The sequence below is a fragment of the Comamonas piscis genome (genome assembly GCF_014109725.1).
Taxonomy (GTDB): domain Bacteria; phylum Pseudomonadota; class Gammaproteobacteria; order Burkholderiales; family Burkholderiaceae_C; genus Comamonas; species Comamonas piscis.
Window position 1 is genome coordinate 2,294,071 of record NZ_CP058554.1, and the last position, 14,012, is coordinate 2,308,082.

General features: G+C 58.6%; 14 protein-coding genes and 1 tRNA gene. 13 read left to right on the forward strand and 2 right to left on the reverse strand.

What is annotated here, in order from left to right:
- Nucleotides 1-59 precede the first annotated feature (59 nt).
- A complete protein-coding gene (locus HS961_RS10250) occupies nucleotides 60-668 on the reverse strand; it encodes a tetratricopeptide repeat protein (RefSeq protein ID WP_182327639.1) in 609 nt (202 codons plus the stop codon).
- Between the two features lie 271 nt (nucleotides 669-939).
- Between HS961_RS10250 and cysS the strand changes: the two genes are divergently transcribed.
- The 6 genes from cysS (at nucleotide 940) to HS961_RS10280 (ending at nucleotide 6,616) form a co-directional block, all read left to right on the forward strand.
- Nucleotides 940-2,325 (forward strand): cysteine--tRNA ligase, encoded by a 1,386-nt coding sequence (cysS, locus tag HS961_RS10255; RefSeq protein WP_182327641.1) that lies wholly within the window; start codon nucleotides 940-942, stop codon nucleotides 2,323-2,325.
- A 57-nt stretch (nucleotides 2,326-2,382) separates the two neighbouring features.
- Entirely contained in the window at nucleotides 2,383-3,033 is a 651-nt protein-coding gene (locus HS961_RS10260; protein WP_182327643.1) for a DNA-3-methyladenine glycosylase family protein, read from the forward strand.
- Nucleotides 3,034-3,110: 77 nt separating this feature from the next.
- Nucleotides 3,111-4,085 carry an acetyl-CoA carboxylase carboxyltransferase subunit alpha gene (locus HS961_RS10265; RefSeq protein ID WP_182327645.1) on the forward strand — a complete coding sequence of 325 codons (975 nt, stop codon included), beginning with the start codon at nucleotides 3,111-3,113 and terminating at the stop codon, nucleotides 4,083-4,085.
- A gap of 83 nt (nucleotides 4,086-4,168) precedes the next feature.
- Entirely contained in the window at nucleotides 4,169-5,140 is a 972-nt protein-coding gene (gene tilS, locus HS961_RS10270) for a tRNA lysidine(34) synthetase TilS (protein ID WP_182327647.1), read from the forward strand.
- Nucleotides 5,141-5,217: 77 nt separating this feature from the next.
- On the forward strand, nucleotides 5,218-6,498 hold the full coding sequence (locus tag HS961_RS10275) for an aspartate kinase (RefSeq protein WP_182327649.1): 1,281 nt from the start codon (nucleotides 5,218-5,220) through the stop codon (nucleotides 6,496-6,498).
- Nucleotides 6,499-6,523: 25 nt separating this feature from the next.
- Nucleotides 6,524-6,616 (forward strand) — tRNA-Ser (locus tag HS961_RS10280).
- Nucleotides 6,617-7,381: 765 nt separating this feature from the next.
- On the opposite strand, the gene HS961_RS10285 is transcribed toward HS961_RS10280, so the two are convergent.
- Nucleotides 7,382-7,909, reverse strand: a complete 528-nt coding sequence (locus tag HS961_RS10285; protein ID WP_182327650.1) for a hypothetical protein — start codon at nucleotides 7,907-7,909, stop codon at nucleotides 7,382-7,384.
- 218 nt (nucleotides 7,910-8,127) lie between these two features.
- Here HS961_RS10285 and HS961_RS10290 point away from each other — a divergent pair, with 218 nt between their 5' ends.
- The 7 genes from HS961_RS10290 to HS961_RS10320 all read left to right on the forward strand — a co-directional run bounded on the left by HS961_RS10290 (nucleotide 8,128) and on the right by HS961_RS10320 (nucleotide 13,994).
- Nucleotides 8,128-8,292 (forward strand): hypothetical protein, encoded by a 165-nt coding sequence (locus HS961_RS10290; protein WP_182327652.1) that lies wholly within the window; start codon nucleotides 8,128-8,130, stop codon nucleotides 8,290-8,292.
- 1,084 nt (nucleotides 8,293-9,376) lie between these two features.
- Complete coding sequence (locus tag HS961_RS10295; protein WP_182327654.1) at nucleotides 9,377-9,700, forward strand: ArsR/SmtB family transcription factor; 324 nt, start codon at nucleotides 9,377-9,379, stop codon at nucleotides 9,698-9,700.
- A gap of 38 nt (nucleotides 9,701-9,738) precedes the next feature.
- Nucleotides 9,739-10,245, forward strand: coding sequence for an arsenate reductase ArsC (locus tag HS961_RS10300; protein ID WP_182327656.1), 507 nt, complete (start codon nucleotides 9,739-9,741; stop codon nucleotides 10,243-10,245).
- A gap of 123 nt (nucleotides 10,246-10,368) precedes the next feature.
- The gene (locus HS961_RS10305; protein WP_182327658.1) at nucleotides 10,369-11,658 is read left to right on the forward strand and encodes an arsenic transporter; all 1,290 of its coding nucleotides are present in this window, start codon (nucleotides 10,369-10,371) and stop codon (nucleotides 11,656-11,658) included.
- 24 nt (nucleotides 11,659-11,682) lie between these two features.
- On the forward strand, nucleotides 11,683-12,114 hold the full coding sequence (gene arsC, locus HS961_RS10310) for an arsenate reductase (glutaredoxin) (RefSeq protein WP_182327660.1): 432 nt from the start codon (nucleotides 11,683-11,685) through the stop codon (nucleotides 12,112-12,114).
- A complete protein-coding gene (gene arsH, locus HS961_RS10315) occupies nucleotides 12,101-12,817 on the forward strand; it encodes an arsenical resistance protein ArsH (RefSeq protein ID WP_182327661.1) in 717 nt (238 codons plus the stop codon). The genes arsC and arsH overlap by 14 nt, the downstream gene beginning before the upstream one ends.
- A 124-nt stretch (nucleotides 12,818-12,941) precedes the next feature.
- Nucleotides 12,942-13,994 (forward strand): ArsO family NAD(P)H-dependent flavin-containing monooxygenase, encoded by a 1,053-nt coding sequence (locus HS961_RS10320; protein WP_182327663.1) that lies wholly within the window; start codon nucleotides 12,942-12,944, stop codon nucleotides 13,992-13,994.
- Nucleotides 13,995-14,012 lie beyond the last annotated feature (18 nt).

The following is a 14,012-nucleotide window of genomic DNA, read 5'->3' on the forward strand; positions in this document are numbered from 1 at the left end:
TGCACGGTGTGCGTTGCACCGAGTTGAGGGCCAACGGTGCAAGATTCAAGGCAGGGCCTTTACTTTTTTGCGTCGGTCGCCGCTGCCGCTGCCGGGGCAGCGGGTGCGGCGGCGGCTGGCGCTGCAGCAGCCGCGGGCTGGGCCCGGGTTACCAACAGGCGCAGGCTGCTGATCTTGGGTTGCAAGCGGCTTTGCTGGGCCGGCGCCAGGCTGCTGGCCTTGCTCAGTGCCTGCTCGGCCAGGCGTATGTAGATATCGCCCAGGTTCTCATAAGCGGTGGAATAACCGGGGTTGGCGCGCACGGCATCTTGCAGCGCGCGGCTGGCTTTTTCCAGCTGGTTGTTCTGGGCGTAGAGCACGGCCAGGTTGTTGTAGGGCTCGGGCAGTTCGGGGTATTCCTGCACCAGCTTTTCAAAGGTGGCGGTGGCCTCGTCGCGCTGGCCGGCGTTCATCTGGGCCACACCCTGCAAAAAGCGCCATTGCGGATCGCGCGGCGCTTGCTGGATCTTGGGCTCCAGCTGCTCCAGGGCCAGCGCGGTTTGGCCGGACTGGATCAGCTTTTCCACCGCAGCGTAATCGTCTGCGTAGGCGGCGCTGCAGCTGAGCGCCAGCGCAAGCAGCGCGGCACGTGGCACCAGGGGGGAGAAAAGGCAACTGACTAACTTCATAGGGTTCGGGCGCGCTGGGCGCGTGCAAAGGGCCTGCAGGCTTATACTGCAGCGCATTGTAGCTGAGGGGGCTTGCGCCCCTGAACGGCGGGCGGCCAGGGTTTCCAGGGCATGGGGGCCGGGCTTCAGCTACCATACACCGTTCGGCGATCCATGCCGGGCTGCTGTGCATCCAGATCCCCTGCAAACCCTCTCCTTGGGGGAGGGGCGCGGATCGGGATGGGACGCCAGGCGTCTTTCCCTCTCTCAACCACTACCACGCTAATTTTTCATGAGTTTGCGCATCTACAACACGCTTTCGCGTGCGCTGGAGTCATTTGTTCCGATTGAGCAGGGCCATGTCCGCATGTATGTATGCGGCATGACGGTCTATGACCTCTGTCATCTGGGACATGCGCGCTCGATGCTGGCGTTTGATGTGGTGCAGCGCTGGTTGCGCGTCAGCGGCCTCAAGGTGACCTATGTGCGCAATGTCACTGACATTGAAGACAAGATCATTCGCCGCGCCGTGGAAAACGGCGAGACCATCCGCAGCCTGACCGACCGCATGATTGCGGCCCTGCACCAGGATGCCGATGCGCTGGGCATTGAACGGCCCACGCATGAGCCGCGCGCTACCGAATACGTGCCGCAAATGCTGTCCATCATCTCGCAGTTGGAAGAAAAAGGCCTGGCCTACCGCACCGAGGGCGGTGATGTGAACTATGCCGTGCGCAAGTTTGCCGGCTACGGCAAGCTGTCGGGCAAGTCGCTCGATGAGCTGAATGCGGGCGAGCGCGTGGCCGTGCAGGACGGCAAGCAAGACCCACTGGATTTTGTGCTGTGGAAGAGCGCCAAGCCCACCGAGCCCGACGAGGCCAAGTGGCAGAGCAGCTATGGCACCGGCCGCCCTGGCTGGCATATCGAATGCTCGGCGATGAGCTGCGCGCTGCTGGGCGAAACCTTCGACATCCATGGCGGCGGCGCTGACCTGCAGTTCCCCCACCACGAGAACGAGATTGCCCAAAGCGAAGGCGCGCACGACAAGCAGCTGGCCAAGCTGTGGATGCACAACGGCTTTATCAATGTCGACAACGAGAAGATGTCCAAGTCCTTGGGCAACTTCTTCACGATCCGCGATGTGCTCAAGCGCTACGACGCCGAGACCATCCGCTTCTTTGTGGTGCGCAGCCACTACCGTAGCCCGCTCAATTACAGCGATGTACACCTGGACGATGCCCGCAATGCGCTCAAGCGCCTCTACACCGCGCTGAGCCTGGTGGCCGCCGAGCCGGTGACCATCGACTGGAGCCACCCGAGCGCAGCGCGCTTCAAGGCGGCGATGGACGAGGACTTTGGCACGCCCGAAGCGGTGGCCGTGCTGTTTGAGCTGGCTGCCGAAGTCAACCGCAGCCAATCGTCTACGGTGGCTGGCTTGCTCAAAGCGCTGGCTGCTACCTTGGGCCTGCTGCAAGCCGACCCTGCTGCCTACCTGCAAGCCGGCGCCACGGTGGATGCCGCTCATGTAGAGGCGCAGATTGCACTGCGAGCTGCCGCCAAGGCGGCCAAGAACTATGCGGAATCCGACCGCATCCGCGCCGAGCTGTTGGCACAAGGGGTGGAGCTCAAGGATTCGGCGCAGGGGACGACCTGGACCGTGGTGCAGGCGGGCGCTTGATGCGCAAGCTGTGTCTGGCCATCCTGCCTGTAGCGTCCAATCCCTCTTTCTAGCCGCATGCCTGGTATCAGCAACAAGCCGCTGTCAGCGGACGATTGGGCCGTCGCCTGCAAACACCTGGCCCGCAAGGACCGGGTGATGCGCCGGCTGGTGCCTCTGTACGCCAGGGAGATGCTGCGCCGCGAAGCCGATGGCTTTGCGTTGCTGATGCGCTCCGTCGTGTGGCAGCAGCTGTCCGAAACATCAGCGCGGCAGTTGTGGAAACGGCTGATGGCCGTGCCGGGAGCCACCACGCCCAAAGGCTTGCTGGCGCTCAGCGATGAGGCGGCCAAGGCCATGCGCCTGCCGCAGCGCAAGCTGGGCTATCTGCGCGATTTGGCCGCCTGGTTTGTGCAAGAGCCCAAGGACGCGCTGTCCTGGGTGCATATGGATGATGACGCTGTCATCGAGCAGCTGATGGCGCAGCGCGGTTTGGCCCGTTGGGGCGCCGAGATGTTTTTGCTGTTCCACCTGGGGCGGCCCAATGTGCTGGCCATTGATGATGCAGCGCTGCTGCAGGGCATCAGCGACCATTATTTTTCGGGTGAGGCAGTCAGCCGCAGCGATGCGCGCGAGGTGGCCCAGGCCTGGCAGCCCTGGGCCAGCGTGGCGGCCTGGCTGATTTGGCGGTCCCAAAATGCCATGCCACTGGGGCAGGATGCAGATTGACCGGGCTTGGCCGCATGCGGTTACACTGTCGGTCGTTATGAGAAGGCTGCTTGCGGCGCTTCCCGAGGAGAATCATTTTGGCGAAAAGAACCTTCCTGGATTTCGAGCAACCGATTGCGGAGCTGGAAACCAAAATTGATGAACTGCGCTATGTGCAAAGCGAAAGCGCAGTCGATATCTCTGAAGAGATTGACCAGCTCAGCAAGAAAAGCCAGCAGCTGACCAAGGACATCTACAGCGAACTCTCACCCTGGCAGATCACCAAGATCGCGCGCCATCCCGAGCGTCCTTACACCCTGGACTATGTCAACGAGATCTTTACCGATTTCGTCGAGATGCATGGCGACCGGCACTTTGCCGATGACCTGTCCATCGTGGGCGGCCTGGCGCGCTTCAATGGCAATGCCTGCATGGTGGTGGGCCACCAAAAGGGCCGCGACACCAAGGAGCGCACCTTGCGCAACTTTGGCATGAGCAAGCCCGAGGGCTACCGCAAGGCGCTGCGCCTGATGAAGACCGCCGAGAAGTTCAAGCTGCCGGTGTTCACCTTTGTCGATACGCCTGGCGCCTACCCCGGTATTGAGGCTGAAGAGCGCGGCCAGTCCGAAGCCATTGGCCGCAATATCTACGAAATGGCGCAGCTGGAAGTGCCGATCATCTCCACCATCATCGGTGAAGGTGGCTCGGGCGGCGCGCTGGGTATCTCGGTGGCCGACCAGGTGCTGATGCTGCAGTACTCGGTGTACTCGACCATCAGCCCTGAAGGCTGTGCCTCCATTCTGTGGAAGACCAGCGAGAAGGCCCAGGAAGCGGCTGATGCCATGGGCATCACCGCGCACCGCCTCAAGGCCTTGGGCCTTATCGACAAGATCATCCATGAGCCGGTGGGCGGCGCCCAGCGCGACCACAAGCAAATGGCAGCGCTGCTCAAGCGTGGCCTGAGCGATGCCTTCCGCCAGCTGGCCGACTTGAAGCCTGCCGAGCTGCTCGACCGCCGTTATGCCCGTCTGCAAAGCTATGGCCGTTTCTCGGACACCAAAGCAGAAAACTGATGCCTGCTGCCGGCCGCTGATGCTGCGCCGCTGCTGCTGCCAAGCCTCCCTTCGCGGAGGCTTTTTGCTATGGGGGCTGCGCCATGGCTGAGCCCGCTATTGCTGCAGCGCTGAACGGCTGGCAGCCCGCCTTGCCGCTGGCCGTTGCCTACAGCGGCGGTGCCGATTCCACCGCCTTGCTCTGGGCCTGCCTGCAGCGCTTTCCCGGCCAGGTGCAGGCCATCCACATCAACCACGGGCTGCAGGCAGCGGCTAGCGTTTTTGAGGCGCATTGCCGCGCCCAATGTGCTGCTTGGGCTGTGCCCTTGCAGGTGGTGGCGGTGAATGCCCATGCGCAACCCGGCCAAAGCCCGGAGGATGCAGCGCGCATTGCCCGCTACCAGGCGCTGGCCCAGGCTGCATTGGCGGTTGCTGAAGGCGGGGAGGGCGGTATCCAGACCATGGCGCTGGCCCAGCATGCCGATGACCAGGTGGAGACCGTCGTGCTGGCGCTGTCACGCGGTGCCGGCGTTGCCGGTTTGGCAGGCATGCGTCCGCAGTGGGCGCGGGCGGGGCTGCATTGGGCGCGGCCTTACCTGGTGCTGGGCAGCGCGCAAATCCGTGCTGATTTGACTGCATTGGGTATCAGCTGGGTGGAAGACCCCACTAACAGCGACACCCGCTACACGCGCAACCGCATTCGCAACCAAGTGATGCCCGGCTTGGCGCAAGCCTTTCCGCAGATCGCGCAGACGGTAGCACGCAGCAGCGCCAATGCGGCTCAAGCGGCCGAGCTGCTCGATGACCTGGCGCAGATCGACCTGCAGGCCACCGGCGCGCCGCCGCGCATCCGCGCGCTGCAGAAGCTGACCGAGGCGCGCATGACCAATGTGTTGCGCTACTGGCTGCGCACGGTCCATGGCCAAACCCCCAGCGCTGCGCAGCTGGCGCAACTGCTGCTGCAACTTCAGCGCTGCACCACGCGGGGCCACCAAATCCATATAAAAGTGGGCCGTGGGTATATACAGCGCCACAGAGATGTCATCGATTGGTACAATCCGCCAGTTTTGGTCTGACTAATGTACGATTCCGACGGCGTGCCAAAACACTTTGCATCAACGCCGAGCTTCGTGTTTCGTCATCGTGATATTCAATGGCACTGATCGTTCATAAGTACGGCGGCACGTCGATGGGCTCCCCCGAGCGCATCCGCAATGTCGCCAAACGCGTCGCCAAGTGGGCAAGGGCTGGCCACCAGATGGTGGTGGTGCCTAGCGCCATGAGTGGCGAAACCAACCGTCTGTTGGGCCTCGCCAGTGAGCTGGCACCCAGTCGCGCAGACAAATCCTATTACCGCGAGTTGGACATGCTGGCCGCTACCGGCGAGCAGGCTTCGTCCGCCTTGCTGGCCATTGCGCTGCAGGCCGAAGGCATGCCCTCGGTGAGCTACGCCGGCTGGCAAGTGCCGGTGCGTACCGACGACAGCTACACCAAGGCACGCATTGAGTCGATCGACGACCAGCGCGTGCGGGCCGATCTGGATGCCGGCCGCGTGGTCATCGTGACGGGCTTCCAGGGTATTGATGCCAACGGCAATATCACCACCCTGGGCCGTGGTGGTTCGGACACCTCGGCTGTCGCCGTGGCCGCTGCCCTCAAGGCCGCTGAATGCCTGATCTACACCGACGTTGATGGTGTCTACACCACCGACCCACGCGTGGTGTCGGCCGCGCAGCGCCTCAAAACCGTCAGCTTTGAAGAAATGCTGGAGATGGCGAGCCTGGGCTCCAAGGTGCTGCAGATCCGCTCGGTGGAATTTGCCGGCAAGTACAAAGTGCCAATGCGTGTGCTGTCCAGCTTCACGCCCTGGGATATTGCATTGGATGAAGAGGCCAAATCCGGCACTCTGATCACATTTGAGGAAGACGAAAAGATGGAAAAGGCCCTCGTATCGGGCATCGCTTTCAACCGCAGCGAAGCCAAAATCTCCGTCCGTGGCGTGCCAGACACCCCCGGCATTGCCTACCAGATCCTGGGCCCGGTGGCAGACGCCAACATCGATGTGGACGTGATCCTGCAAAACATCGGCAAGGACGGCAAGACCGACTTCAGCTTCACCGTCAACCAGGGCGACTTCAACCGCACCGTTGAGCTGTTGCGCGAAGAAGTGCTGCCCAAGCTGGGTGCTGATGAAGTCATCGGCAATCCCAACATCTGCAAGGTGAGCATCGTCGGTATCGGCATGCGCAGCCACGTGGGCGTCGCATCGACCATGTTCCGCGCGCTGGCCGAAGAGGGCATCAACATCCAGATGATCTCCACCTCCGAAATCAAGACCTCGGTCGTGATCGACGAGAAGTACCTGGAGCTGGCCGTTCGTGCACTGCACACCGCATTTGGTCTGGATTCTGAAGAAGTTTCCAAATCGGCCTAAATTTTCAGGTTAGAATAGCTGTATTGGAAACGTGACCGAGTGGCCGAAGGTGCTCCCCTGCTAAGGGAGTATGGGGTGTAGAGCCTCATCGAGGGTTCGAATCCCTCCGTTTCCGCCAAGATGGCTTGAAATTCAAAGACTTGCAAGAGATTTTGAATTTTGTACCACTTAAAGTACCACAAAGAGCAAAGGCTGCAAACTTAGGTTTGCGGCCTTTTGTTTTTGCACCAGGATTTGTAGTTTCCCTAAATAGGGCATGCAGATGACTGCATTGCAGCGATTGCTGCCACCCTTCGATTCATTGCACGCGTTCGTTATCCACCGCATATCGGTCATCCGCGCAGCGATGTTCTAGCCGTCCCTGAAACGGCTTTCAGAGCAGCAGCCGACGCTGAACGTCAACCGCCTGAGCCAAGTCACCTTTATCGCATCGCCGAACTACAGCATTGCCGACATCGCTCTTGCGTGCACTTGCACTTGCTCTTCGTTCATTGCCGTTCAGAACTGTCTATTCCATTTGGACAGGCGCAACTAACACTTGTCCTGTTGATGTCTGTGCCCCAACCTCCGTCAGCGCCACCGCCACCGCCACCGCCACCGCCACCGCCACCGCCACCGCCACCGCCACCGCCGCAGCGTTCCTTAATTCCGGCGCCACCGCTGTTACCGCCCCCACCGCTCGCGGTCCCTGTGCCTCAGCGTCCACCGTGAGCTCCGCGACCCCATCTGTTGTATGTGCTTGAGTCAGGTTTGTTGCAGACTCTCAAGGCCGAAGTGGTGAGGCGAATGCGACCAAGAACAGGAATGGCAACGCTGGTTTGAATGCCAGCGCGCCTGCCCGGACCGGATCCGGGCGGGAAACCCAAGTCTTGTGACCGAGGGCTTACGCTTCAAACCAGTCCACATCTAGAGAAATGGAATAGCGCTGTTTTTTGCCATCTAACGCAGTGCCGCCACCCCCGATGTAAGCATGACATGAGGTGACCTGAGCATCTAATCTGGCATCTCGCAGCATGACTCGAAATGGAATCAGATCTCTCGTTGACAGATTGCCAATGCGCAGCCCATCTACAACCACGGAAACTGCTTGTTGAAAATTTTGCTGACTCTGTTCAGGCAAGAGGAATGCGATGCACTGTCGGTTGGCCGCTTCACCAAAAGTATTTCCTGCAACGCGATAGAGGTTCGAAGTTTGTGTGCCATCGTCAGCAACCTTTACCGCCTCCCCTCTTGCCCAATGCTTTTTTGAAGTGAGATTTTTTAGATTGATCGGCCCCTTATGTGAACGACGGTGGAGCTTGAAGGCAAACGGAGGTCCTCGTGAGAGAAGCCAGTACACAAAGTACGACAGCCAGCACATGACGAAAAAAAGCAAAATTTGTCCATAGGTCATAACGTTGTCGGTGATCACAGTCGGTAAACAGGTTAACTCATCTGGCCGCTCATCAAGCGTGGCCGGACTGGCGTCCTACAAGTAGGCTCTAAACGCGCTCCCAATGGATCTACTCATCCAGTCGCGGATCACTCGTCCGATGTAAATTTTTGGCACGCTTCGTATAAGGTCATTAAAAGGCGTACTGTGGGTCAAGGCAATCCATCTTGATTCGCCGCAATAGACCGGAGGTCTAAATGTTCAAATTCTCAGCCTATCCACCCGCATCTTTTTGGGACAAGGCCAAGATAAATCTTGCTGTAGCTGCCATCCCGTCTCCTCAAGAACAAGGTCCAAAGACGCCTTCGGAAAAGGAGAAACAGGATCAAGAGCAAGGCCAGCAAGCGTTCTTAGCGCTGTGACGTAGCTGCGCTCATCGGAGAGCGATTGAAGGTGGGCCTCCCACGGCATGGCAGAAGCACCAAACATGGTGCTTCTGCTTTTCAAGAGAACTAGGAATGAAGAGATCTTTCGAGGTATTTATTGGTCGACTTGGAGCACGAAATACGCGGCGCGTGGCAAGAAGTCAAACAGCCGTTCAGGTTGAAGGGTGGAAAGCCAGAAGCCACCAACTGCAAGCAGAACGGCGCGTGACAGAGCTATTACACGAAATTTATTTGATCTCGCTATGAGGCCACAGTACGTGAGATCAAGCAGGACAGCAAACGAGCAACAGGACGCATTGACTATGAAGCTGAACTTTAAAGCTGACCCAGCTAGGTTGTCGGAGATTCAAAAGACCCGGCTTGAAAGCGAAAGAATCACTTACAAGAATGGCGCGCAACCAGCGCGTTCTGTGTGGTCGGGGCGCCCCAACTACGATGGAATCGAACTTTCCTACCGGGGCCAAGAAAAAAAGATCTGGTCCAAACAAAGAAGTCACTGATGACTTAGTCCTCTACCAGTGCTGACACTGGGCGACTTGGGCCTGCTCCTGATCTCTGGGGCTGTGGGCAAATCCATGAGCCTCATGCGTCAACGGAAACCGAGTTGATCTGCGAGCCCTCATCGGAGGGCTTTTTTGCGGCGGCTGCGAAGCAGCCCGTTAGCCCCTGCTCGCCATTTAACAATTCGTTATGTCGCCCCGGCGAGTCCCAAGCCTCGGCCAGGACCTACTGATCTGAGTTCTGGAACGGGGGCTGTCGACCCACTCCGGTCTCTCGCCCTTTCCCGTAGCGGACGTGTACGCTGCGCGCGCTCGATGATAGAAGTAGGAGTTGCGTGCGAGATCCAACTGTGCGAGTAACTCGGGCAGGCCATAGTGATCTCTCAGGGCGTCAATCAGCAGTGTCGAGCAGCAACAGTCATGCGCCGCCACTTGGAGCTGCTGGTACGATGCCTCAATTCGGCCACAAGCAGTCAGTTGAGGCTGGGCACCGCTAGCTTCCATTGCTCACTCATAGTTCATATCAATCATTTATTCAACAATTGATGTATTATTGTGAGATGCAAGAAGTAAACGTCATCCGCTCACTCTCCGCTCTAGCTCATGAGGCCCGATTGCGCGTATTTCGCGCCCTTGTGGTGGCCGGTGCCGAAGGCCTGACGCCTAGCGCATTGGCTGAACAGCTCGGGATCGCACCGAACGCACTGTCCTTTCATCTCAAAGAGCTTTTCCATGCTGATCTGGTTAGCCAAGAACGGCATGGGCGAAATGTGCTCTATCGCGCAGCATTCCCCGTCATGAATGACCTTCTGGCATATCTCACCGAAAACTGCTGTCAAGGCGCGGTTTGCCTTGATGCCACAGCAACTTCATGTGACTGCTAGGCAATATTCTCCATCCCTCCAACCCTTGACTAAACGCCATGCATGATCAAAAAGCTCCGCTGAACGTATTGTTCCTATGCACGCACAACTCAGCTCGCAGCATCTTGGCTGAAGCCCTGCTGAACGATATGGGGCAGGGCCGCTTCAAGGCTTACTCAGCAGGAAGCAGTCCCCGAGAGAATCAGCAACCTAATCCACAAGCTCTCCAAGTGCTTCAAATGGCAGGAGTGTCAGTGGAAGGTCTGCGCAGCAAGAGCTGGGATGAATTTGCAGTGCCCAGCGCACCACACATGGACTTGATCATCACCGTCTGTGACAACGCTGCAGGGGAAGTTTGCCCGTTCTGGCCTGGTCATCCCGCCACAGCCCATTGGGGCTACCGGGACCCATATGAAGGTGGTGCCCCTGTTGACGCGAAGCTGGAAGCTTTCCGCCAGACCATGCACATGATCCGTCATCGCCTGGAATTATTGGTAAACCTTCCGACCCAAAAGCTGGAGCAAGCAGTGCTGCAGACAACGGCGCGAGAGCTTTCGGCACACTAAATCCCAACTCTCCAACTGCCATCCTGAACCAGAGTCTGGATTGCGACAGCACTTCTCGAAGGCCCTCGCACGTTGCGGGAGCCACCAACGTCGACTCAAAGCTTTTTCTAGGACCCATGCGTCATGTTGACGGCTATCCTGATTTTCATCTTCACACTCACGCTGGTTATCTGGCAGCCACGCGGACTAGGTATTGGCTGGAGCGCCTTGATTGGTTCCGGTACCGCGCTTCTGCTGGGAGTCGTGCACTTTGCTGATATTCCTATAGTCTGGCAAATTGTCTGGAATGCCACGGGGACCTTTGTCGCCGTCATCATCATCAGCCTTTTGCTCGATGAAGCTGGTTTCTTCGAATGGGCAGCATTGCATTTTGCGCGATGGGGCGGCGGCAGTGGCGTCAAGCTATTTGCTCTCATAGTGCTTTTGGGAGCCGCCGTCTCTGCTATTTTTGCCAATGATGGAACGGCCCTGATCCTCACGCCCATAGTGATGGCTATGCTTGTAGCGCTGGGCTTTTCTCCAGCAGCAACGCTAGCGTTTGTTATGGCTGCCGGTTTTATTGCGGACACTGCGAGCCTGCCGCTGATCGTCTCCAATCTGGTGAACATCGTATCCGCCGACTTTTTCAAAATCGGCTTCAACGACTATGCATCGGTGATGGTGCCGGTCAACATCGTATCGGTCCTGGCTAGCCTCGGCGTGCTGTTGCTCTTTTTCCGGCGCGATATTCCTTCTTCCTACGACGTGGGCCAGCTCAAGCAGCCCTCTGCTGCCATCAAGGATCTGGCCACGTTCCGGGCTGGCTGGGTCGTGCTGATCTTGCTTATGGTGGGCTTCTTCGCGCTGGAGCCACTGGGCGTTCCCGTCAGTGCCGTAGCTGCCGCAGGAGCCGCGATCTTGCTGGCGGTGGCTGCGCGTGGCCATGTCATCAGCACGAAGAAAGTGCTCCATGGCGCTCCGTGGCAGATCGTGGTGTTCTCGCTGGGCATGTACCTGGTTGTCTACGGACTGCGCAACGCGGGCCTCACAGATTACATCGCCATCCTGCTGAATCAATTTGCAGCCGGTGGTATATGGACCGCATCGCTGGGCACAGGAGTGCTCTCTGCAGTACTGTCCTCCATCATGAACAACATGCCCACGGTGCTGATCGGAGCCTTGTCCATCGATGCGTCTACGGCTAGCGGGGTAGTTAAGGAAGCCATGGTGTACGCCAATGTGATTGGCTGCGATCTTGGCCCCAAGATCACGCCTATTGGCAGCCTGGCCACATTGCTTTGGCTCCATGTGCTCGCCAAGAAGGGCACGACCATTGGCTGGGGCTACTACTTCAAAGTCGGTGCGGTGCTGACCATGCCCGTGCTGCTCATCACACTTGCAGCGCTGGCCCTGCGGCTCAGCGTGGCCTCATAACCTTAGCAAAGGAAATCTACCGCTATGAGCGACATCACGATTTACCACAACCCTGCTTGCGGCACCTCCCGCAATGTCCTAGCACTGATCCGCAACAGCGGAGAGGAGCCCACGGTCGTTGAGTACCTCAAAACGCCTCCTGACCGCACCACGTTGGTGGGCCTGATCCAGGCCATTGGAACTCCGGTGCGGGATGTGATGCGTCAAAAAGGCACGCCGTACGACGAATTTGGCTTGGGCGAGCTCAAATGGACGGATGAGCAATTGATTGATTTCATGCTCCAGCACCCCATCCTGATAAATCGTCCGATCGTAGTCACCCCTTTGGGGACTCGATTGTGCCGCCCCTCGGAGGCTGTTCTGGACATCCTGCCGCAGCCTCAACAGACCGCATTCTCCAAAGAAGACGGGGAAGCCGTCATCGACTCGAAAGGAAATCGAATTGGCAAGCTCTGATCTACCGAATTTAGACGAAAAAGTCTTTGAAAAGCCCACCCTAGAAGGCCTTTTGCCCGCAAAACGTGCGGCGCATGCGCCACGCATTCTGCTGTTGTATGGCTCGGTTCGCGACCGCTCCTACAGCCGACTGCTGACTGAAGAGGCGTCGCGCCTGCTGCGCAGGATGGGTGCCGAGACCAGGATCTTCGATCCGAGTGGCCTGCCACTGCCCGATGGTGCCCCTGACGATCACCCGAAGGTCAAGGAATTGCGCGAACTGGCTCAATGGGCAGAAGGCATGGTCTGGACCTCTCCAGAGCGCCACGGTGCCATGACCAGCATTCTCAAAGCGCAGATTGACTGGATTCCTTTGTCTGTCGGCGCTGTGCGACCGACACAAGGTAAAACGCTGGCGGTGATGCAAGTCTCCGGTGGCTCCCAGTCCTTCAATGCCGTCAACCAGATGCGGGTCCTGGGCCGCTGGATGCGCATGATCACCATCCCCAATCAGTCATCCGTAGCCAAGGCATTCGCGGAGTTCGATGAGGCTGGCCGGATGAAGCCTTCCTCTTATTTCGAACGGGTAGTGGACGTGATGGAAGAGCTGGTCAAGTTCACGCTGCTGACGAGAGACTGTTCGGACTACCTAGTGGATCGCTATAGCGAGCGCCGACAAAGCGCCGAAGAGCTGTCCAAGCGGGTCAACCAGCGCAGCATCTAAACGATAAAGATGGCATAGAACCGGTACGCTCGCACTGACAAGCGCAGTCTCTGATCAGCGCCTTTGTGGCTCTTTGGTCGATGCGTATGAGCCCACAGCAATAACCCCGAAAAGGATATCAGCGATGTCGTTACACGATGTGATCATCGTCGGAGCAGGTCAAGCGGGTCTATCGGTGGCGTACTTCCTTCGTCGCACTAATCTGTCAGTTTTTCTACTTGATGCAGAGGACGCTGGAGGCGGAGCCTGGCAGCATGGATGGGATTCTCTGAGACTTTTTTCTCCCGCCGCCTGGAGCTCGATCGCGGGATGGCCGATGCCAGCTGCCGGTGAGCAGTATCCAAATCGTGACCATGTGATCGAATATCTACGCAAGTACGAAGCACGCTATCAATTCAACATCGAGAGGCCGGTTCGCGTCACGGGCATTGAATCTACAGAGCAAGTCTTCCAAGTCAATGCCGGAGGGAGAAGGTGGTATGCACGTGCAGTTGTGCTTGCCACGGGAACATGGAGAAATCCGATTGTTCCCGAGGTTGAGGGTGCGGCATCCTTCAAGGGGCTGCAGTTGCACTCGGCGCAGTACGTGTCTTCTGAGCCATTTAAAGGCAAGAGGGTTATGGTGGTCGGCGGCGGAAACTCCGGTGCACAGATTCTGGCGGAAGTCTCGCTTGTTGCGCAGTCTACGACCTGGGTGACGTCGGAGCCACCAGCCTTTTTACCGGACGAAGTCGATGGGCGAGTGCTCTTCGAGAGAGCCACTGCCCGCTGGCAGGCGTTGCAGGAGGGCAAAGATCTCGAGAACCTGCCAGGCGGCTTTGGTGACATCGTGATGGTGCCCCCGGTTCTCCGTGCACGCCATCGCGGCGTGCTGCAGTCTGTAGGCCCGTTTGAGAGCCTCACGGCGGACGGGGCTCGATGGTGCGACGGAAACTCCAAGCCCTTCGACGCGATCATCTGGTGTACCGGCTTCAGGCCAGCGTTGCAGCCTCTGGAGACTCTTGGTGTTGTCAAAGAGTCCAAGGTCGCGGTGGACGGCACACAGGTGCGTGGCGTTCCAGGTTTATGGCTGGTGGGCTACGGAGAGTGGACCGGACCTGCGTCGGCCACGCTCATCGGAGTTATGCGCACAGCTCGGAACACTGTGGCCGAAATTGCTCAGTATCTATCGGCCTGAATGACCGCTTTTCCTAGA